The following is a 19632-nucleotide window of genomic DNA, read 5'->3' as shown; positions in this document are numbered from 1 at the left end:
TGAGTTTCCTGAGGCTGCATGGGTGTGAGGGGTTTCAGGGGTATCTGTTTGGGCGGCCCGGGCCGGTGGGGGACATTGATGCCTTGCTGTATCCCGCTCGGTAAGAGCCGCTCGCTGGTTGGCCAGGGCTTGGACGGAGGTTCCGCGTGACGCGGGTGGGTGAGGGCGTGGGCGGATTTCTGGACAAGGTGCTGGACCGCAATGCCCCGGGCGTGCGTGGTCTGGCGCTGGTGGTGGCTGCGGCACTGGTGGGGGCCTGGCTGGTGGTGCTGGGGGCCATGCACTGGCAAGGTGCCCAACGAGCTGACGAGCGCGCCAAGCTGCTGCAGCAGACCGTGGACACGCTGCAGGCCCGGATCACGGGTGGCGGCATGCTGGGCGCGGTGTCGTTGCTGGGCCTGAGCGAGCCGCTGCTCAAGGCGATGGCCCTGGGGCAGCTGGCACCGGACGACCCTGAAGCCCTGGCGCGGCTGGGGGTGGCCCGGGGGCGGTTTCTGGTCAACGGCGTGTATGTCATGGCGGCCGATGGCACGGTGGTGGCCCACGAGACGCCGGGGGGCCGATCCACCGGCATCAACCTGGCGTTTCGTCCGTATTTTCAGCAGGCCATCAAGGGCGCCATCAGCGTGTATGCCGCCATTGGCAGCAACTCGCAGGAGCGGGGCCTCTATTACGCCGCGCCGCTGTATGAAAACGACACGCCTTCCAGCTCCATCATCGGTGTGGTGATGTTCAAGGTAGGGTTCGAGTTGTTTGACGAGGTGCTCAAGAGCACCCAGTTGCCCACGGTGCTGTTGTCTCCGCAAGGCGTGGTGTTCGCATCGACGCGGCCCGAGTGGCTGTTTGCGGTGGCGCCGCCGCTCACGCAGGCGCGCATTGATTCGATCCGCGCTTCGCGCCAGTTTGGCAACCACTTCGACAAGGGCCTGGCTTCTTCACTGCCCTTCGCGCCGGATGCGGGCGAGGTTGTCATCGACGGGGTGAACTACGCAGTGGAGCGCCGCCAGGTCGATTGGAGCGACCCCGGCGGCCAGTGGCAGCTGGCGATGCTGGATGACGTGAGCACCCTGATGACGGGGGCTGAGCGCCTGAAGGTGGGAGGGGCTGCCTTCGTGCTGCTGAGCCTGCTGGGGCTGCTGCTGCTGGAGCTGCTGCGCAGCCGGGCGCGGGTGAGCGCTGCGCTGGAGCGCTTCAGGGTATTGGGCGCTGCGCTGGGGAGCAGCCCGGTCTCGGTGGTCATCACCGATGGAGACGGGCGCATCGACTGGGTCAATCCGCAGTACGAGCGCAACTCCGGCTACACATTGCAAGAGGTGCGTGGCAAGAAGCCGTCGGTGGTGTCCAGTGGCCAGACCCCGGCGCAGACCTACCAGGAGATGTGGTCCACGCTGCTTTCGGGCCGCTCGTGGCAAGGGCAGTTTGTCAACCGCCGCAAGGACGGAAGCCTCTACCACGACGAGGCTACGCTCTCGCCCGTGTTTGACGAGCGTGGCAAGCGCATTGCCATCGTTGGCCTGCATGAAGACGCCTCGGGGCGTATCCAGGCACAGAAGGAGCTGGAGCGGCGTGAGCGTCTGCTCAACGAGCTGCTGGAGCAGCAGACCGCCATCTTTGACAACGCGCCCCCCATTGCGCTGGTGGGGGACGGGAAGTTCCGGCAGTTCAACCCGGCGTTTGTGGAGCTGATGGGCAGCACGGCGTCCGAGCTGCTGGGGCTGGACGTCGGGGTGTTGCTGGGTGGGGAGGACCGCGCGAAGCAGTTCTACGGCCAGGTCGGCCCCGTGCTGAACGCCGGGGGCGCCGTGCGGCAGGTATCGACGCTGTTTCGCCTGGATGGCCACAGCTTTGAGGCACGCATGGCAGGACGCAGCGTGCAAATGGAGGGGTTCAAGAACGCATCCCTCTGGGTGATCGAGGACGTCAGCGAGCAGCGCCGGGCCGAGATCGCCATGCAGCAGGCCAAAGACCGGCTGGAGCTGGCGCAGGAGGCCGGCAAGATCGGTGTGTTCGACATTGACCTGCTCACCTCCCAGGTGCTGTGGAGCGAGAAGCTGCTGGCGTTGCTCGGCCTGGCGCCGGGCACGGAGGTGCGCTCCCAGCGTGACTGGCAGGCGGTTCTGCACCCCGATGATCGCGCCCGCGCGGTGGCCGCCTTTTCGAGTGCCCTGGCGGGCGGCGAGACCCACCTTCGCGATTCCTGGCGCATCGTGCGGCCAGACGGTGAGGTGCGATGGTTCCTGTCGGCGGCCCGCATATTTCGCGATGGCAACGGGCGGGCGGTGCGGGTGGTGGGCGTCAACGTGGATATCCACGAACAAAAGCTGCTGGAACAGCAGGTGGCCGAGCAGCTGGATTTCCAGCAGGCACTGATTGACGCCATCCCCGTGCCGCTGTTCTACAAGGGCGCGGACGGCCGGTACATCGGCTTTAACCGCGCCTACGAGCAGGCCTTTGGGGTGCAGCGCGAGGCACTGATCGGCAAGACCGTGCGGGACCTGGCGTTCCTGCCCGAGACCGAGCGCGAACGCTTCGATGCGGACGCGCAGGAGGCCTTGCACGGGGTCCAGTCGGTGCACAAGGAGGTGGACCTGCCGTATGCCGACGGAAAGGTACACCACACGCTGTTCTGGCTGCACGGCTTCTCGCGGCCCGACGGCTCGCCGGGCGGTGCCATCGGGACCTTTGTCGACATCACCGACCGTCAGCGCGCCGAGCAGGACCTGCGCCGCGCCAAGGAGCTGGCCGAGGAGTCCACCGCACTCAAGTCCAACTTCCTGGCCAACATGAGCCACGAGATCCGCACTCCGATGAACGCGATCATCGGCATGTCGCACCTGGCGCTCAAGTCGGGCCTGACAGCACGCCAGCACGACTACGTGAGCAAGATCCAGCAGGCCGGCCAGCACCTGCTGGGCGTGATCAACGACATCCTGGATTTTTCCAAGATCGAGGCGGGCAAGCTCATGGTGGAGAAGCAGCCCTTTGTGCTCGACCGCATGCTGGAGAGTGTGTCCGACGTGGTGGGCTACAAGGCCGGTGCCAAGGGGCTGGAGCTGGTTTGCGATGTGGCGGCCGACGTGCCTCCCAACCTGGTGGGTGATTCGCTGCGCCTGGGCCAGATCCTCATCAACTTTGCCAACAACGCCATCAAGTTCACTGAAACGGGCGAGATCAGCATTGCCGTGCGGCTGCTGGAGGCAGAGGGCAACCGGGTGATGCTGCGGTTTGAAGTGCGTGACACCGGTATCGGACTTACGCCCGAGCAGATGGGGCGGCTGTTCCAGAGCTTCCAGCAGGCAGACACCTCCACCACGCGCCGCTATGGCGGCACGGGCCTGGGCCTGGCTATCTGCAAGAGCCTGGCGGAGCTGATGGGCGGCGAGGTAGGGGTGCAGAGCACCTATGGTCAGGGCTCCACGTTCTGGGTCACTGTGCCGCTCGAACGCGGTGCACCCGCGCGCGTGCTGCTGCCGCCCCCGGACCTCCGGGGCCGCCGTGTGCTGGTGGTGGACGACAACCAGACAGCGGCCACCGTGCTGTCCGACATGCTGCTGGCCATGGGTTTTGAGGTGGAGCAGGCCCACTCCGGCCTGGAGGCACTCGACCGGCTGCGCGAGTCCATGGCACGGCACCAACCGTTTGGCCTGCTACTGCTGGACTGGCACATGCCGGGCATGGACGGTGTGGAGCTGGCCGGCCACATCCGGGGCCTGGGCATGGCGCAGGTGCCCAAGATGCTCATGGTCACGGCCTACGGCCGCGAGGATGTGATGCGTGCCGCCCGCGTTCAGGGCATCGACACGGTGCTGATCAAACCCGTCAACGCCTCGCTGCTGTTCGACACGCTGATGCAGCCGCTGGAACACTCCACCTACAGCCCGCGCCGCGCGGTCACCCCCGCGCCCGCTGCTGACGAGCTGCCGCTGGAGATCCGGGGAGCGTCGGTGCTGCTGGTGGAGGACAACGAGCTCAACCAGATGGTGGCGGTCGAACTCTTGCTCGAAGCCGGTTTTGCCGTGGATGTTGCCGAGAACGGCCAGATCGCCCTCGACCGCATCGAGCGCAAGGCTTATGACGTGGTGCTGATGGACATGCAGATGCCTGTCATGGACGGCGAAACGGCCACGCGGCAATTGCGCAGCAATCCGCGCCATGCCCACCTGCCCATCGTGGCCATGACGGCCAACGCGATGGAGTCCGATCGCCAGCGCTGTTTTGCGGCCGGCATGAACGACCATGTGGCCAAACCCATCGAGCCTGCGGCGTTGTGGGCCGCCCTGAGCCGCTGGATTCGACCCCGGCCGGGGCTGGGCAAACCGCCTGTGGAGGGGGTGCCCCGCGCAGCAGGCGCTGGTGCCAGTTCGGGTTGGGGGGCTGATGGGATGGCGCCAGAGGGGGCTGATGCCGCTGCGGTGGCAGCGGCTTTTCCCGCAGTTGCCGGGCTGGACACCCGCCTGGGTCTGCAGCGCGCCTTGGGCAAGCCGGGCTTGTACGCCGAGATGCTGCGGCGATTTGTGCAAGGCCAGTCGTCGGTGATTGCGCATCTGGAGCAGGCCGTCGCCAGCGCAGATGTGGTGCTGGCCGAGCGGCTGGCCCACACCCTGCGCTCGGTCGCGGCCAACATTGGCGCGCACGAGGTGTCGGCCCATGCACAAGCGCTGGAGCAGGCCTTGCGCAGTGGGGCGCATGCCGAAATGTCCGCGGGACTGACGGCCACCCTGGGCGCTGCGTTGCAGCCCCTGCTGGCGGGATTGCAGGCGTGGATGCAGGGGCAGCAAACGGGGCGGCCGGAAGTCCTGGAAACCCCTGCTGGGGCCGCGCTGCAGGGAGCGGGCGCCACGGCGGTCCTGCAAAAGCTGCGCACGCTGCTGGAGCAGGACGACCCTGCAGCTCCGGAGTTTTTCCAACACAATGTCCAGGTGCTCCGATCCGCGCTGGGGAGCAGCTTCACGGTGGTCGAGATGCACACCCAGAATTTTGATTTTGAGCAAGCACTGTCGGCAATGGCCGCCGTGTCAGGCCCCGAACACCCTGCCGTTCACACCCCTTGAGCGGCACAACACCCAGGAACTTCCATGGACAACGCGCCCTTTGCCTCCCCACAGGCCGCTCTTGTTGACAAGCCGATCGCCACGGTGCTGGTGGTGGACGACACGCCGGACAATCTCACCCTCATGGGCAGCCTGCTGCGCGAGCATTTCCTGGTGAAGGTGGCCAACCATGGCGAGAAGGCCCTGAAGATCGCGCAGTCCGACACCCCTCCCGACCTGATCCTGCTCGACATCATGATGCCCGAGATGGATGGTTATGAAGTCTGCCGGCGCCTGAAGGCTGCGGCGGCCACGCGCGACATCCCGGTGATCTTTCTCACGGCGCGTTCCGACACCGACGACGAGCGCGCGGGCCTGGCCCTGGGGGCCGTGGACTACATCACCAAGCCTATTAGCCCGCCCATCCTGCTGGCGCGGGTCAACACCCACCTGGCGCTCAAGGCCACGGCGGATTTCCTGCGCGACAAAAGCTCGTACCTGGAGCGCGAAGTGGCCATGCGCACGCTGGAGGTGCAGGCCATCCAGGACGTGACCATCATGGCCATGACATCGCTGGCCGAGACGCGCGACAACGAAACCGGTAACCACATTCGCCGCACCCAGCTGTATGTGAAGACGCTGGCCGAGCGGCTGCGCCACCACCCGCGTTTCGAGCCCGTGCTCAACGACCGCATGATCGAGTTGCTGTACAAGTCCGCTCCGTTGCACGACATCGGCAAGATCGGCATCCCCGACAGCATCTTGCTGAAACCCGGCAAACTCACGGTGGAAGAGTTCGAGATCATGAAAACCCACACCACCCTGGGCCGCAACGCCATTGACGAAGCCGAGCGGCGCCTGGGCATGCGCGTGGCGTTCTTGAGCGTGTCCAAGGAGATCGCCTACAGCCACCAGGAGAAGTGGGATGGCTCAGGCTACCCGCAGGGCCTGGCGGGCGATGCCATCCCGGTGTCGGCGCGCCTCATGGCCGTGGCCGATGTGTACGACGCACTCATCAGCAAGCGCGTCTACAAGCCCGCGTTTTCACACGACCAGGCCTGCAACACCATCATTCGCGGCAAGGGCACGCACTTTGACCCCGATATGGTGGATGCGTTTGTGGACATCGCGGAAGACTTCCGCAGCATTGCCCAGAAATACCCCGACCCTGGATAAAGGACAACCCCCTGAGCGACTTCGTCGCTTCCCCCTTCTCTCGAATTGCTGCGCAATTCGGGAAGGGGGACGCAGCCAGTGCGGCGGGGCGGCCCTTGCACGGCTGCACTGGTGTGCGTCTCGCCCGCTGCACGGTTCAGCTAGGAGATCTCACCATTGGTCATCGTGTGCTGGCCTAACTGCCGTGCGCGGTGGATGGGTTTAGAACGGCGCGTCTTCGCTCTTGGGGGCGTCGGCCTGTGGGGCGGCACCCGTGGTGTCGGACTCCACATCGGCTGCAGCCTCGGCTTCAGCGCTGAGGGGTGCGTCTGCCGCAGCCGCCTGGCGCACAGCCGCCTTGTCGCCAGCGCTCGCAAACTTGCTGTACTTGCCCAGAATAGGCACCAGCTGGCCGTAGATGCGGGGGCTGCCGGCCAGGCACTCGCGCTGCTCCAGAAAGTCCGCTTCGCCCGTGAAGTTGCCCACCAGGCCACCGGCCTCGGTCACCAGCAGCGAGCCCGCGGCCACGTCCCAGATCGACAGGCCGGTCTCGAAGAAACCATCGGTGAAACCAGCGGCGACATAGGCCAGGTCCAGCGCGGCGGCGCCGGGGCGGCGCAGGCCGGCGGTGCGCTGCATCACGTCGGCCATCATGTTCAGGTAGCTCTTGAAGTTGTCGCCCGGGCGGAAGGGGAAGCCGGTGGAGATCAGGCAGTCCTTGAGCTGGGTGCGCTTGCTTACACGAATGCGGCGCTCGTTCAGGTAGGCCCCACGGCCCTTGGTGGCGGTGAACAGGTCGTTGCGCGAGGGGTCATAGATGACGGCCTGCTCGACCTTGCCGCGCACAGCCAGCGCGATGCTGATGCAGTACACGGGAAAGCCGTGGATGAAGTTGGTGGTGCCGTCCAGCGGGTCGATGATCCAGACAAATTCCGAATCCTTGGCGCCGTATTCGCTGCCCGACTCTTCGGCCAGGATACCGTGGCCGGGGTAGGCCGTCAGCAGCGTCTCGATGATGATTTTTTCGGACGCGTGGTCCACTTCGGTCACAAAGTCGTTGATCTGCTTTTGCGAGATCCGCACCGATTCCACGTCAAGGGCCGCGCGGTTGATGATGGCGCCGGCGGCGCGTGCGGCCTTGATGGCCACGTTAAGCATGGGGTGCAGGTTGGACGACATAAATTGTGGTGGTGAGCAGGGCGCCGTGCGTCAACAATGAAGCGAGGCAGCCTGCGAATCAGGAGCGGTGCGATCCGACCCGGCGATGCGGGCGGCGACAATGAGGGCAGGATTTTACCCGCAGAGCCTCTTTTTCGCCTAACCGCTTGCCTTTTCCCTTGTCCTGCACCTGCCCATGAAGACCCGTTTTGTCCTGATCAACACCAGCCACGCCGGCAATGTGGGCGCTGCCGCCCGCGCCATGAAAACCATGGGTTTTGATGACCTGGTGCTGGTGGCCCCGCGCTGGGCCAACGTGCTGCGGCGCGAGGAAACCATCCAGCGTGCCAGTGGCGCGCTCGACGTGCTGGAGAACGCCCGCATCGTTGCAACGCTTGATGAGGCGCTGGACGGCATGAGCCACCTGTGCGCCACGGCGATGACCCCGCGCGACTTCGGGCCGCCTACGGCTGCGCCGCGTGCCCATTTCGACTTGCTATTAAAACAAGAGCTGTTAGCGCTTGGTGGAAAAGCGCTAGAGGCCAAAAACACCTCAAATCCAGAAGATCCTTCGGCTGCGGCAGCCGGCCAGGCCGGTGTCGCCTTCCTGTTTGGCTCCGAGCGTTTTGGCATGACCAACGAGGATGTGTACCGCTGCCACGTAGCACTGTCGATTCCCACCAACCCCGGCTTTGGCTCGCTCAACCTGGGCGCCGCCATCCAGGTGATTGCCTACGAATGGCGCATGGCGCTGGGCGGGTTCCCGGTGCTGGATGCCACACCACAGCGCGCCCTGGCCGACGCCGCGCAGGTAGCGGGCATGCTGGGCCACTGGGAGCAGGCGCTTACCACCATTGGCTTTCTGGACCCCGCCGCGCCCAAGAAGCTCATGCCCCGCCTTAACCAGCTTTTCAATCGCGCGCAGCTCAGCCCTGAAGAAATCCACATCTTGAGAGGTGTCGCCAAAGCCATGATCGAGGCCGCTGAGGCGAAACGCTAGACTGTGCGGCCATAAACACATAACGAAAAGAACCGATGTTCGCCCGCCTGCGCTCCGATATCCAGTGCATCCTCGACCGCGATCCTGCCGCGCGCAGCACGTGGGAGGTGATCACCTGTTATCCGGGCCTGCACGCGATCTGGCTGCATCGCCCCGCGCACTGGTGCTGGCACCACGGCCTGAAATGGCTCGGTCGCTTTATTTCGCACTTTGCGCGCTGGTTCACGGGCATCGAGATCCACCCCGGTGCGAAGATTGGAGAGCGCGTGTTCTTCGACCATGCGATGGGCGTGGTGGTGGGCGAGACCGCCGAGATCGGCGACGGCTGCACCATCTACCAGGGCGTCACGCTGGGCGGTACCTCGCTGTACAAAGGTGCCAAGCGCCATCCCACGTTGGGCAAGGACGTGGTGGTGAGTGCGGGCGCCAAGGTGCTCGGCGGCTTTGAAGTGGGTGACGGCGCGAAGATCGGCAGCAATGCCGTGGTCATCAAGCCGGTGCCTGCGGGCGCCACGGCGGTGGGCATTCCGGCCCGGATCATCCCGTCCAAAGCTGGCGAAAGCGCGGACGTGACCGAGCCGCAGCAGGCGCGCAAGTTCACGGCCTATGGCATCACGCAGGAGGACGATCCGCTCTCGCAGGCCATGCGCGGGTTGATCGACAACGCCTCGTCGCAGGAGCACCAGATCGCGCTGCTGTGGCAGGCCATCGAGAAGCTGTCCGCCAACCCGCAGAACAAGGACTGCGTGCCGTGTGATGCCGCGCTCAAGGAGCAGTTCGAGGCGGGCAAGCTGAACGAACTGGTGGGCAAGTAGCGGCGTGCCTGCGCTGCCCTGTCTTATTTTGTTGCTATGAAAAATATAGCTGTTTGCGCTTATCGAATAAGCGCTAGCGGCAATATTTGCTTCAAATTCTGAAGTATCAAGCTGGGCGAGTTGCCCGCACAGCGCTCTTGGGGCGGAACGCTTTGCAGACCTCGTCCCGCGTTTCCAGATACGGCCCGCCAATCAGGTCCACGCAGTAGGGTACGGCCGCAAAGATGCCCGGCACGACTTGCTTGCCGTCGGCCTCCTTCAGGCCCTCCAGCGTCTCGGCAATGGCCTTGGGCTGGCCGGGCAGGTTGATGATGAGGCTCTGGCCGCGCACCACGGCCACCTGGCGCGACAGGATGGCGGTGGGCACGAACTTCAGGCTGATCTGGCGCATCTGCTCGCCAAAGCCCGGCATCTCCTTGTGCGCCACGGCCAGCGTGGCCTCGGGCGTCACGTCACGCAAGGCAGGGCCCGTGCCGCCGGTGGTCAGCACCAGGCAACAGCCTGCGTTGACCAGTTCGATCAGCGCCGCGCTGATGCCTTCCTGCTCGTCGGGGATCAGGCGCGATTCGAAGGTGATGGGGTTGTGCAGTGCGCGCGTGAGCCAGTCCTGCAGCGCGGGCAGGCCCTTGTCTTCATAGACACCGCTGCTGGCGCGGTCGCTGATGGAGACGATGCCGATCTTCACCGGGTCGTGCAGGGCGGAAGGCTCACTCATCGCCGTGGTCCTCATCGATATCGCTGGCGTCGTCTGCACCCGTGCCGCCCAGGTGCTCGCGCACCAGCTGGAACAGCTCGCGGTAGGCGCGGCCCTTGCGCGGGGCCAGGCCTTGCGAGACCTGGACATTGGCCTCCTTGCCGGCAGGCTGTGCGTCCTTGCGGGCTTGGCGGATTAGCGCGCGCAACTGCTGCGTGTCGGTGGTGGGGTGCTCGGCCATCCAGGGGGCCAGCGCGTCATCGTCGGCAATCAGGCGGTCGCGCCAGTGTTCGGCCAGGTGCAACTGCATCTTTTCGGTGGCCGAGCCCTTGTGCTGCTCTTCCAGCGCCTGGCGGGCGGCTAACACCAGCTCGGGTTCGAGCTTGCGCATGATCTTGCCCACGTACTGCATCTGGCGGCGCTTGCCTTCAAAGTTGGTGATGCGCTTGGCCTCGGCCAGCGCGTCCACCAGCTTGTCGGGCAGTCCCACCGCCTCGAACAGGTCGGCGCGCAAGCTCAAAAGCTCTTTGCCCAGCTCCTGCAGTTCGTCGCTTTCGCGCTTGAGATCGGTGCGGCTGGCATCGGGCGTGCCTTTGAGTTCGGCCTTGAGCTGAATGTCCATTTCGCTGCCTTCGGCAACGAACTGGCCTCGCACAAAGTAGCCTTTTTTGGGTTTGCGTGACATGGGTGGGGGCAAAAAGAGAAGCGGCGCAGAGCGCGCCACAGCGGCAAGTATCATAGCTGCCGCTATGAATAAACCCTCCACCCGCGCCGCGCGCGCCCAAAGCGCGGCTGCCGCAGCGCCCGCGCCTGCCACCTCCCGCACCCCTGACAACGGCTTCAGCTACAGCCGCGCGTTCTTTGAAGACCTGGTGGACCGCGCCCTGGCCCATGCCAAAAAGCTCGGCGCCACCGACGCAGGCGCCGAGGCGTCCGAGGGCTGCGGCCTGTCGGTCAGCGTGCGCAAGGGCGAGCTGGAGAACGTGGAGCGCAACCGCGATAAATCCCTGGGCGTGACGGTGTACCTTGGCAAACGCCGTGGCAACGCCAGCACTTCCGATTTCTCGAACAAGGCCATCGAGCAGACCGTGCAGGCAGCCTACGATATCGCCCGTTTCACGGCCGAAGATCCCATGGCAGGCCTGCCGGATGCAGATGACATCGCCCCGGCCGACACGCACCGCGATCTGGACCTGTTCCACCCCTGGGCCATCACCAGCGAAGAGGCCGCTGAAATCGCCAAGGCCTGCGAGGCCGCCGCGCTCAAGACGCACCGCCGCATCACCAACAGCGAAGGCGCGGGCGTGTCGGCCCAGCAAAGCCATTTCTTCAGCGCCCACACACGCGGCTTTCGCGGCGGCTATGCCAGTTCGCGCCACAGCTTCTCCGTCGCACCCATCGCCTCGCTGCCCGGCCGCAACGCCGAGATGCAGCGCGATGCCTGGTACAGCTCCATGCGCGACGCCACCGAACTGGCATCGCCCGAGGCCGTGGGCCGCTACGCCGCGCAGCGCGCGTTGAGCCGCCTGGGCAGCCGCAAGATCCCCACCACGCAATGCCCGGTGTTGTTCGAATCCACCCTGGCCGCCGGCCTGCTGGGCGGCTTTGTGCAGGCCGTCAGCGGCGGCTCGCTGTACCGCAAGAGCAGCTTCTTGCTCGACTCGCTGGGCAAGATGGTCTTTCCCAAACACATCGACATCCTGGAAGACCCTTTCATCCTGCGCGGCAAGGGCAGCTCGCCGTTCGACGAAGAAGGCGTGCGCGTGGCGCCGCGCAAGGTGGTCAAAGGAGGGCGCGTCGAGGGCTACTTCCTGTCCAGCTACTCGGCCCGCAAACTGGGCATGAAGACCACGGGCAATGCGGGCGGCTCGCACAACCTGGTGATGACCTCGCGCCTCACGCAAGCCAGCGACAACCTCGACGCCATGCTGCAAAAGCTGGGCACGGGCCTCTTTGTGGTGGAGCTGATGGGCCAGGGCGTGAACTACGTGACCGGCGACTATTCGCGCGGCGCGAGCGGCTTCTGGGTGGAGAACGGCAAGATCGCCTACCCGGTGCACGAGATCACCATCGCGGGCAACCTCAAAGACATGCTCAAGGGCATTGAGGCCGTGGGTGCGGATGCCTACAACTACGGCGCCAAGACCGTGGGCTCCATCCTGGTCAACCGCATGAAGGTGGCGGGGAGCTAACGCCTGGTCCGTAGCGCAGCCGCCGCAAAGGGCCGCGCTGATGCAAAAGAGGCCCTCGCGGCGAGCGGGGGCCTTTTTGTTTTTTGAGCAGCTGTTGCGCTACGTGTTGCCTGCCCGCGCACCCGCCAGCAAGGCCTGCACTGCTGCTTGCAGCACGGGTGTCGCCTCCTCGCCGCTGAGCAGGCCTGAACTCACAAAAGCCCCATTGATGAGCACAGCCAGCTGGGCCGCCAGGGCCTCGGGCCGGGGCACGCCCAGCCGCTCTGCAATGCCGTGCAGGCGGCTGCGCAGCGTCACCATGTGCTGCCGGGCCACCAAGCGGGCAGGGTGGTCCTGCTCGGCAAATTCGGCCGCCACGTTGATCTGCGGGCAGCCCCGGTAGTTGGAGCGGCCCAGCCGCTCGCCGATCCACTGCATGTGGGCCTGCAGCTCGGCGGCCGGGTCGTCGGCATGCTGCGCTGCCACCGCATCCCACAGGCCCCAGAAGTCCACGTCTTCACGCTCCAGAAACGCCACGATGAGGTCGTCCTTGGTGGGGAAGTAGCGGTACAGGCTGGTCTTGGCCACGGCCGCTTCGGCCACCACCAGGTCCACACCCACGGCGCGCACACCGCGTTGGTAGAACAGGCTCGACGCCGTGTCGAGGATGCGCTCGCGCACGTCCTGCACGGGCTCGCTGGAGTCCGTCGCAGCGCGCCGTGACGAAGGCTTGGGGTGGGCGCCTGGCGCGGTTGCCGGGAGGGGAGGGGAAAAAGAATGTGCGGCCATGCTTGACATGATACAGACCTGTCTGTAATCTTCAAAAAACAGACAGGTCTGTATCGTCAATTTTCCCCTCCACTTCTTTCCCGAAAGGTTCTCCATGACATCCTCTGTTCCTTCCATCGCGGTGTACGGTGCCAGCGGCCATACCGGTCAGTTTGTGGTGCAGGAGGCCTTGCGCCGTGGCCTGCGCGTGGTGGCCGTGGGGCGCAATGCCGCCCGGCTGGCTGCGCTGTTTCCCTCAGGGGTGGAGTGCCGCGTGGCGGCGCTGGACGACCCGGCGGCACTGGTGCAGGCCTTTGCCGGTTGTGGCGTGGTCATCCATTGCGCGGGGCCATTCATGGACACGGCCACCCCGGTGGCGCAGGCCGCGCTGCATGCGGGCGCCCACTACATCGATGTGACCGCCGAGCAGCCCAGCGCCCAGGGCACCTTTGCCGATTTGCAGGCACCTGCAGTGGCCGCCGGGCGCGTTGTGGTGCCCGCTGCCGGTTTCTACGGTGGCTTGGCCGACCTGCTGGCCAGCGCGCTCGCCGCTCCCGGCCCCATCGACGAGATCACCGTGGCCATGGGGCTGGACCGCTGGTGGCCCACCGAAGGCACGCGCCTGACGGGCGAGCGCAACAAGGCGCAGCGCCAAGTGGTGCAGGGCGGGCGCCTGGTGCCCCTGGTGCCCTCGGTCGATGTGCCGGACTGGACCTTTGCCGCGCCCCTGGCGACCTATGCCATGGTCGAGCTGCCATTCAGCGAGACCATCACCCTGGCCCACCACCTGCAGGCCGAAACCATCCGCTCCCTCATCAACCGCTCGGCCCTGGCCGACATCCGCGATGCCAGCACCCCGCCGCCCACGGCGGTGGATGGCAGCGGCCGGTCGGCACAGCGTTTTGAACTGGTGGTGCGGCTGGTGCAGAACGGCGTGGTGCGGACGGCCGGTGTGCGCGGCCAGGACATCTATGCTGTCACGGCGCCCCTGGTGCTGGAGGCCGCGCAGCGCCTGATGGCTCCGTCCTTTCAGCGCAGCGGTGCGCTGGCCTTGGGCGAGGCGGTGGACTCCATGGACGCGTTGCGGGCGCTGAACGGCCAGGCGCTCGAAGTCTTTGGCGATGTGCAGGTAGCCTGAAAAGCGACTCCGAGTGTGCGTGCCAGCCGCGATCCATGCCCGGGACAGTCGGGCGGGTCGCCAGAATCCAAGGCGATATGCTTCGCGCATGCCCTTTGAGCGCCCGCTCCCATTGCCCTCCAGCGCGCCCTCTGCGCCATCGAAGCAGACATCCGGTGCGGCTATTGCGCCGCAAGACCCGGCCTTGCTGCGCCGCCTGCTGCGCGCCAAGGACCGCATGGACGCCGCATCGCACGAGGCCTGGCCCGTGCAGCGGCTGGCCGAGGTCAGCGGCGTGTCGGAGGCGCACTTCGCCCGCTCGTTCCGGCAGGCGTTTGGCATTCCGCCCCACCGCTACCTGCTGACCCGCCGCATCGAGCAGGCCACCACGCTGCTGCGCGACACGAACCTGCCCATCACCGAGATTGCGTTTGCCACCGGATGGGAGAGCCTGGGCACCTTCGGGCGCATCTTTCGCGACATCACGGGGATGAGCCCCGGTGCGGTACGGCTGGAGGCCCAGGCCAGTGCCACGCTCCTGGATCAGGTGCCCGCCTGTGTGTTGAAAGCCGCACAGCGTCCCGACCTCACCACAGCAGTTTTGGAGAAGCGCCGCCGCCTGGCGGAAGGTACAAATCGGCCATCAGCAACCAAGGAGATCTGATGACGAAGAACCAAGGCGTTGGTGTGGTGGGGGTGTATGTGGACGACCAGGACGAAGCGCTGGCGTTCTATGTGGGCAAGCTGGGGTTTCGTGTGCACACCGACGTGCGCAACGGCCCCTACCGCTGGCTGACGGTGCAGCACCCCGATCAGCCAGACTTTCAGCTGGGGCTGTTCACACCCGGCCCGCCCATCCACAATGCCGCCACAGCGCAGACTTTGCGCGCCATGGTGGCCAAGGGCGCCATGCCGCCGCTGGTGTTGCATGTGGCAGATTGCCGCGCTGCGTATGCCCGGCTGCGCGACCAGGGTGTGGAGTTCACGCAGGAGCCCGTGGACCGGTACGGCAATGTGGATGCGGGTTTTCGGGACCCTGCGGGCAATGGCTGGAAGATGATCCAGCTCGCGGCCGGAGGTGCGCAATGAGCGCCGGTGTGGGCATTCGGCGGTTTCACCGCTGGGTGTCGATGGCGTTCACGGCAGGGCGTGCCACTCTTCAATTCCCCCACGCGCTGGCCGCGCAATGCGGATGGATGCGCGAAGGGGGGGCGCAGCCCATAGTCATCTATGGGCAAGCCACGCGACAAAGCAGACGCCGCATTGCGCGGCCAGCCCGGAGGGAAAGCCAGCCAGGCCGCGCATTGCGTCGTTGCCCTTCGCTTGTGTAGCCAAGCTACACGGCACTCAGGGCGCCTAGCACTGCACGGCCTGGCTGGCTTTCGCGTGAGGGAATTGAAGGGTGACACGCCCTAGCCGTCATTGGCAATTTTGTGGTCCGTGCGCAGGGTGCAGGCAACCCGCCGGATTGGGTGACGTATGCACCCCTGCCGCCGCTGGCGCTGCTGCTGTTGACGGGGCTGTACCTGTTTGTGCAGCCCTATTTGCGGCGGTCTGCGGTGCGGCGTGCCCCAGGCGCTCCAGTCTTACCACCCGTGTGATGGCGGGCGGCAAGCCCAGCTGTTACTCCCCAAAGTCCGCAAATTCGACCAGCAGTTGCAGCACGCCCTCCACCGCAGGTGAGGGCGGTGGCTGGTGGCGGTGCGCCACAGCCATGGGGCGCATGAGCGGCGGCTGCAGAGGGCGGATCTGCACATCGGGCGTGCCCTGCAGGTCCTCCACCTCCTCCATCGGCAGCAGCGCGGCGCACTGGCTGGCCACCGCCAGGCTCTTGAGCGCGCCGGGGTAGCTCAGCGCCAGAAAGGGGCGCGGGTGGTGGCCCGCCTGGCCAAACCAGTTGGCAATCAGCCCGTGCATTTGTGTGGCGGGTGCAAACGATGCCCAGCGGCGGCTGGCCAGCCAGTCGGGGGTTGCGAACGCGGGCGCCTCCCACGCTGCAGGCAGAAGGGCCACCATGGGGTCGTTGCGCCAGGGGGTCTGGCCCACCTCGGCCAACGGTGGTTGGGGGCTGGCGATGATGCCAATGTCCAGCGTGCCTGCCTTGAGCCGCTGCATGGACTCGGCCGATCCCACGGCCTCCAGCCGGATCTCCACCCCGGGGCAGCGCACCGCCAGCGCCTCCAGCATGCGCGGCAGCAGGCGCGTGCTCACGCCCGCCGACACGCCCACACGCACGATGCCCTCGCGCCCCGAGGCGCGGCGGCGCACGCGCTCCATCAGATCGTCGCAGGCAAGCAGCAGCTGGCGCCCCTCCTGCACCAGCACCTCGCCTGCGGGCGTCAGCTCGGCCTGCCGCCGACCCCGCACCACCAGGTCGGCCTGCAGGCGCGATTCCAGTTCCTTGATGTGCAGGCTGATGGTGGGCGGCGCCAGGTGCAGCGCCTGCGCGGCCGCCGCAAAGTTGCCGAGGTCGGCGATGGCGATCAGCGTCTGCAAGTGGTCCAGGTTGAAGTTACGCATCAGTTTTTATGAATTGAAGCTTCATTGAATTCAACTTTACAGATGGTACGCCAAGCCCGAGCATCCGGGCCATGTTGCATCCCACCCGTCTGGACCCCGAAAGCACCACCCGCCAATCCCAGGCCTGCCAGCCGCCGGGGGTTGTGCCACAGCACTTGGGCCATGGGGGCCACTGGCCCCGGCGGGTGCGGCACCTGGGTGGGCGGTGGCTGCGGGCGCTGGGTGCCGCCCTGGCGCGGGCGGAAAAGCGCATCAGCGAGAACTTCAGGGTGCCGCCCCATGGGGGGTGACGAGGGTGGGCCTCCTCACTGCCTGTACTGCTTGCACTGGTGAGGCGGAGGGGATCGGCCTACACTGCACCACCGGTCAGGCGGCCCGGACCGGGGCCTGGTGTGCGCCAGGGGGCTGCAAGGCCCGGGGCCGGATTGAGCGAAAGGACCTGGTATGTTGTCCGATGCTTCTGTAACCACCATGCTGCCTGTGATGGACATGGACCGCGCCCGCGCCTTCTACGAGGGTTGTCTGGGGCTCAAGCCCGGCGGGTTCCGGCCCGATGGCAAGTTTGTCTATGCGGTGGGGGGCAGCACGCTGGCGCTGTTCCCCAAGCCGGAAGGCACCAAGGCCGACCACACGGCCATCAGCTTTCAGGTGGCCGACATCGCCGCCACCATCGAGGCGCTGAAACGCGCGAAGGTGGTCTTCGAGGACTACGACTTCCCGGGCCTCAAGACCGTCAATCACGTGTGTGTGCTGGGCGCCGAAAAGGCCGCGTGGTTCAAGGACACCGAAGGCAACTACCTCTGTCTGCACGAGGACATTGCCACATAACCCGTTTTTTCAAGAAAAAAAGGCCGTACCGCCCGGTGGGTATGTCTTTTAAGCTATTGAAATAGGAGCATTAAGGCGAGGGCCGTGGCTCAGTGCCCAGCCACCCGCGCCGCAATCGCCTCGCCCACCTGCGTGGTGCTGGCCGTGCCGCCCAGGTCCGGTGTGCGCGGGCCGCTTTTGATCACTTCTTCGATGTGCCGTCGCAGCGTCGGAGTGCGCGCAGGCGCACATCACGGCCCAGTTCCGGGTGCCGCCGGGTGGTGGCTGTTTACCCGCAGGCGAATGGCCTTCGCAATCGACTCCAGCAAGCCTTGTCCACCAGCAGCGCTTGCTGCGTCGGCCCTGAGTCGGTCGGAGGGTTGGGTGAATATGGCGCATTATTTCATCAGCCTGATCGCTCACCCATTTAACTCTCGAAGAAAGATTCTTATGGCAATAATGGAAAAAATCAAAAAAATAATAAATAGAGCAAACGGTACCCAAGGTGACTCAATTTCATCCCGGCTTCCGATGGTAATCATTGCGTCTATTCCATTCTTTGTAGGGTTCTGAATTTATCTTACGTGCTGGATTTCATTTCAAATCCTGCTTTAATTGGTGTCTGACCCACTACGTTTGGCGCAGCGTGCAATGAGGCCTTCTTTTTGTGCTTGGGGTGATTGATGGCTGTGTAGATCACCAACGTAGAAAATGTCGTTGTCTCCCACCTCGATGCTGTATGTGGGGTGCCACATTTCTGGTGGAAGATAGCTTTCCTCAAATGAATCAAACTCCACAGTGGCTTGGCTGAAGTCCACATGCGGATAGCGACTGAAATCAATCAACTGGCCCCAGCCGCAGTCCGGTGCATCATCTGTAGAGTGCAGCCCACGAAGAGGATTGTGTGTCTTTAAAACAGCGGCGGCCGAAGCCGAAACGTACGCATAGCCCTCATTTTTTATCACTAAACATTCGCTGCGGCCGATTCTTTCTCCTTCCATCCAGCCGCCCATCATGGTTTGAAGAGGTTGCCTGGCTCCCATGATGATCATTCGTGTGGCGAGTTGTTCATCTGGCACTGAAAGCCGCTTGATGCGATCTTCATTCAAGATCACTTGTATGGCCAGCACGGGTTGTTCTGGAAATTCCCATACTTTTGTAACCTGTTTGCACAGCAGTTCAGCCCCCATTTCTGCCTTGCTCCAGACCCAATCACCTACGCGAATTTTCTCAATGGGCACCAAGCCATTGCGGGTGTGAACCGGGGTGCCTGCGATGAAGCCAATATCATGGCTTACCGTGCTTTCGCTCGCTGCTGAATGTTTTTTTTGGAAATTGACGGGCGTATTTTTCGGGGGATAAATTTTATGGACCAGGATACCCGCCAATCTCCAGATCATCAGGGGTGGAATGATGATGCCGAAAACCAGGATTCCGAGTTTCATGACGCGGATGTCCCATTGCGGAAGGACATCATTGATGAGATAGATCGCCCAGGGAATGGTCCCGAGTACTGCCAGAAACAGTGCCCAGTTCTCCATGATCTCTGCCCTGCTGATTTTTTCGGCGGGCAATGGGGCGGGGGACTTCATGGGCATGGCGGGGGGGCTGCGTGCGTTGGGCCGGAGGGCCGTTACTTGCGCCTGTTGAAATGGCTTTCGACTTCGGCGGTATGGCTGGCATAGCTCTTGGAGATGGGCCAGGTGTTGCACAGGCTGGTGCGCAGCCGTTGGCCTGATTGGAAGGCGAACACCATGTGCTCGGACCCCTTGGCGAACCGCACGCCGCAACTCCCCTGGTCGCCCCGAGTGTGCACCGTGATGGCCGTGACCTGATCGCCTTTGTAGATGGTGGTGGGTCTGAAAAGGGCTCGGTACTCGTTTTTGTTCGCAGGGTCGACGATTTCTTCTGTCACAACGCCTTTGAACACGACCGTGGCCTGTGGTGCATTTGCTTCCGCAGAGGCGAGCTTGCAGCTGCATGCATAGGTGTTGCTGGAGGCCAGCCAGGCCATGGCGGCGATGCAGAAGATGGTGGTGATGGGCTTCATGTGGGGCCTTGCACAGGTGATGGAGTGGGGCGGTTTTCGATTCGGCGATACCGGTGTTGCAGCAGTGCTTGGTCAGTTCACTGCTGACGACGAGTCGTTCATTGCCCGCAGTGATGCTTTTGTGATGCCGCGCACCGATCAGACTGTGGCCACATGCTCCGCGATGGCTTGACCCACTTGCGTGGTATTGGCACTGCCACCCAGATCGGGCGTACGCGGCCCGCTTCGCAGGGTGTGTTCAATGGCGCGCACGATGGCGTCGTGTGCCAACCTGCCCGCGCCCTGGCCCTGGGTGAGGAAGTCCAGCATCAGCGCGCCCGACCAGATCATTGCGATCGGGTTGGCAA

The 19632-nt window shown here is 64.8% G+C and carries 18 protein-coding genes; 10 read left to right on the top strand and 8 right to left on the bottom strand.

Translation table 11 applies throughout. The features are described 5' to 3' along the window. Nucleotides 1-146: 146 nt before the first annotated feature. Both ACODS0_RS27435 and ACODS0_RS27430 read left to right on the top strand, forming a co-directional pair. Nucleotides 147-5051: a PAS domain S-box protein gene (locus tag ACODS0_RS27435; protein WP_488838416.1), complete on the top strand. Its 4905-nt coding sequence runs from the start codon at nucleotides 147-149 to the stop codon at nucleotides 5049-5051. Nucleotides 5052-5075: 24 nt separating this feature from the next. After that, a complete protein-coding gene (locus ACODS0_RS27430; protein ID WP_055400172.1) occupies nucleotides 5076-6206 on the top strand; it encodes a response regulator in 1131 nt (376 codons plus the stop codon). Nucleotides 6207-6407: 201 nt separating this feature from the next. On the opposite strand, the gene ACODS0_RS27425 is transcribed toward ACODS0_RS27430, so the two are convergent. After that, nucleotides 6408-7364, bottom strand: a complete 957-nt coding sequence (locus ACODS0_RS27425; RefSeq protein ID WP_488838414.1) for an inositol monophosphatase family protein — start codon at nucleotides 7362-7364, stop codon at nucleotides 6408-6410. Nucleotides 7365-7539: 175 nt separating this feature from the next. Between ACODS0_RS27425 and ACODS0_RS27420 the strand changes: the two genes are divergently transcribed. Then, nucleotides 7540-8343 (top strand): RNA methyltransferase, encoded by an 804-nt coding sequence (locus ACODS0_RS27420; RefSeq protein WP_488838412.1) that lies wholly within the window; start codon nucleotides 7540-7542, stop codon nucleotides 8341-8343. 35 nt (nucleotides 8344-8378) lie between these two features. Beyond that, nucleotides 8379-9158 carry a serine O-acetyltransferase gene (gene cysE / locus ACODS0_RS27415; protein ID WP_121419380.1) on the top strand — a complete coding sequence of 260 codons (780 nt, stop codon included), beginning with the start codon at nucleotides 8379-8381 and terminating at the stop codon, nucleotides 9156-9158. A 106-nt stretch (nucleotides 9159-9264) separates the two neighbouring features. Here cysE and mog read toward each other — a convergent pair whose 3' ends face one another. Then, nucleotides 9265-9873: a molybdopterin adenylyltransferase gene (gene mog / locus ACODS0_RS27410; protein WP_488838410.1), complete on the bottom strand. Its 609-nt coding sequence runs from the start codon at nucleotides 9871-9873 to the stop codon at nucleotides 9265-9267. Then, entirely contained in the window at nucleotides 9866-10537 is a 672-nt protein-coding gene (gene yjgA, locus ACODS0_RS27405) for a ribosome biogenesis factor YjgA (RefSeq protein ID WP_488838408.1), read from the bottom strand. The genes mog and yjgA overlap by 8 nt, the downstream gene beginning before the upstream one ends. 64 nt (nucleotides 10538-10601) lie before the next feature. On the opposite strand from yjgA, the gene pmbA reads away from it, so the two are divergent. After that, entirely contained in the window at nucleotides 10602-12044 is a 1443-nt protein-coding gene (gene pmbA / locus ACODS0_RS27400) for a metalloprotease PmbA (RefSeq protein WP_121507131.1), read from the top strand. A 99-nt stretch (nucleotides 12045-12143) separates the two neighbouring features. On the opposite strand, the gene ACODS0_RS27395 is transcribed toward pmbA, so the two are convergent. After that, entirely contained in the window at nucleotides 12144-12812 is a 669-nt protein-coding gene (locus ACODS0_RS27395; protein ID WP_488838405.1) for a TetR/AcrR family transcriptional regulator, read from the bottom strand. A gap of 94 nt (nucleotides 12813-12906) precedes the next feature. Between ACODS0_RS27395 and ACODS0_RS27390 the strand changes: the two genes are divergently transcribed. From ACODS0_RS27390 to ACODS0_RS27380, 3 genes are all read left to right on the top strand, one after another. Beyond that, complete coding sequence (locus ACODS0_RS27390) at nucleotides 12907-13929, top strand: saccharopine dehydrogenase NADP-binding domain-containing protein (protein ID WP_488838403.1); 1023 nt, start codon at nucleotides 12907-12909, stop codon at nucleotides 13927-13929. A gap of 88 nt (nucleotides 13930-14017) precedes the next feature. Further along, nucleotides 14018-14572 (top strand): helix-turn-helix domain-containing protein, encoded by a 555-nt coding sequence (locus ACODS0_RS27385; protein ID WP_488838402.1) that lies wholly within the window; start codon nucleotides 14018-14020, stop codon nucleotides 14570-14572. After that, nucleotides 14572-14997 carry a VOC family protein gene (locus ACODS0_RS27380; RefSeq protein ID WP_488838400.1) on the top strand — a complete coding sequence of 142 codons (426 nt, stop codon included), beginning with the start codon at nucleotides 14572-14574 and terminating at the stop codon, nucleotides 14995-14997. The genes ACODS0_RS27385 and ACODS0_RS27380 overlap by 1 nt, the downstream gene beginning before the upstream one ends. 534 nt (nucleotides 14998-15531) lie before the next feature. Here ACODS0_RS27380 and ACODS0_RS27375 read toward each other — a convergent pair. After that, nucleotides 15532-16428, bottom strand: a complete 897-nt coding sequence (locus ACODS0_RS27375) for a LysR family transcriptional regulator (RefSeq protein ID WP_488838398.1) — start codon at nucleotides 16426-16428, stop codon at nucleotides 15532-15534. Between the two features lie 71 nt (nucleotides 16429-16499). Here ACODS0_RS27375 and ACODS0_RS27370 point away from each other — a divergent pair, with 71 nt between their 5' ends. Both ACODS0_RS27370 and ACODS0_RS27365 read left to right on the top strand, forming a co-directional pair. Further along, nucleotides 16500-16718 (top strand): hypothetical protein, encoded by a 219-nt coding sequence (locus ACODS0_RS27370; RefSeq protein WP_488838397.1) that lies wholly within the window; start codon nucleotides 16500-16502, stop codon nucleotides 16716-16718. A 154-nt stretch (nucleotides 16719-16872) separates the two neighbouring features. Then, nucleotides 16873-17256 carry a VOC family protein gene (locus tag ACODS0_RS27365; RefSeq protein ID WP_094286972.1) on the top strand — a complete coding sequence of 128 codons (384 nt, stop codon included), beginning with the start codon at nucleotides 16873-16875 and terminating at the stop codon, nucleotides 17254-17256. 590 nt (nucleotides 17257-17846) lie between these two features. On the opposite strand, the gene ACODS0_RS27360 is transcribed toward ACODS0_RS27365, so the two are convergent. From ACODS0_RS27360 to ACODS0_RS27350, 3 genes are all read right to left on the bottom strand, one after another. Beyond that, nucleotides 17847-18827 carry a hypothetical protein gene (locus ACODS0_RS27360; protein WP_488838395.1) on the bottom strand — a complete coding sequence of 327 codons (981 nt, stop codon included), beginning with the start codon at nucleotides 18825-18827 and terminating at the stop codon, nucleotides 17847-17849. A 41-nt stretch (nucleotides 18828-18868) separates the two neighbouring features. Further along, nucleotides 18869-19285, bottom strand: a complete 417-nt coding sequence (locus tag ACODS0_RS27355; protein WP_488838393.1) for a hypothetical protein — start codon at nucleotides 19283-19285, stop codon at nucleotides 18869-18871. 138 nt (nucleotides 19286-19423) lie between these two features. Beyond that, nucleotides 19424-19632: isocitrate/isopropylmalate family dehydrogenase (locus ACODS0_RS27350; RefSeq protein WP_488838391.1), on the bottom strand; the 209-nt coding region annotated here is incomplete at its 5' end.

The organism is Acidovorax sp. FG60, from assembly GCF_057808995.1.
The sequence above is the reverse complement of the archived record's forward strand: the minus strand, read 5'-3'. Positions and strand labels throughout refer to the sequence as shown.

Bases quoted from the DNA above. Each gene is read 5' to 3' on its own strand.
- ACODS0_RS27430 (WP_055400172.1), top strand. From the start codon at position 5,076: ATGGACAACGCGCCCTTTGCCTCCCCACAGGCCGCTCTTGTTGACAAG.
- ACODS0_RS27395 (WP_488838405.1), bottom strand. From the start codon at position 12,812: ATGGCCGCACATTCTTTTTCCCCTCCCCTCCCGGCAACCGCGCCAGGC.
- ACODS0_RS27390 (WP_488838403.1), top strand. From the start codon at position 12,907: ATGACATCCTCTGTTCCTTCCATCGCGGTGTACGGTGCCAGCGGCCAT.
- ACODS0_RS27370 (WP_488838397.1), top strand. From the start codon at position 16,500: ATGTTGCATCCCACCCGTCTGGACCCCGAAAGCACCACCCGCCAATCC.
- ACODS0_RS27360 (WP_488838395.1), bottom strand. From the start codon at position 18,827: ATGAAGTCCCCCGCCCCATTGCCCGCCGAAAAAATCAGCAGGGCAGAG.
- mog (WP_488838410.1), bottom strand. From the start codon at position 9,873: ATGAGTGAGCCTTCCGCCCTGCACGACCCGGTGAAGATCGGCATCGTC.
- yjgA (WP_488838408.1), bottom strand. From the start codon at position 10,537: ATGTCACGCAAACCCAAAAAAGGCTACTTTGTGCGAGGCCAGTTCGTT.
- ACODS0_RS27355 (WP_488838393.1), bottom strand. From the start codon at position 19,285: ATGAAGCCCATCACCACCATCTTCTGCATCGCCGCCATGGCCTGGCTG.
- cysE (WP_121419380.1), top strand. From the start codon at position 8,379: ATGTTCGCCCGCCTGCGCTCCGATATCCAGTGCATCCTCGACCGCGAT.
- ACODS0_RS27380 (WP_488838400.1), top strand. From the start codon at position 14,572: ATGACGAAGAACCAAGGCGTTGGTGTGGTGGGGGTGTATGTGGACGAC.
- ACODS0_RS27420 (WP_488838412.1), top strand. From the start codon at position 7,540: ATGAAGACCCGTTTTGTCCTGATCAACACCAGCCACGCCGGCAATGTG.
- ACODS0_RS27425 (WP_488838414.1), bottom strand. From the start codon at position 7,364: ATGTCGTCCAACCTGCACCCCATGCTTAACGTGGCCATCAAGGCCGCA.
- pmbA (WP_121507131.1), top strand. From the start codon at position 10,602: ATGAATAAACCCTCCACCCGCGCCGCGCGCGCCCAAAGCGCGGCTGCC.
- ACODS0_RS27375 (WP_488838398.1), bottom strand. From the start codon at position 16,428: ATGCGTAACTTCAACCTGGACCACTTGCAGACGCTGATCGCCATCGCC.
- ACODS0_RS27365 (WP_094286972.1), top strand. From the start codon at position 16,873: ATGTTGTCCGATGCTTCTGTAACCACCATGCTGCCTGTGATGGACATG.
- ACODS0_RS27385 (WP_488838402.1), top strand. From the start codon at position 14,018: ATGCCCTTTGAGCGCCCGCTCCCATTGCCCTCCAGCGCGCCCTCTGCG.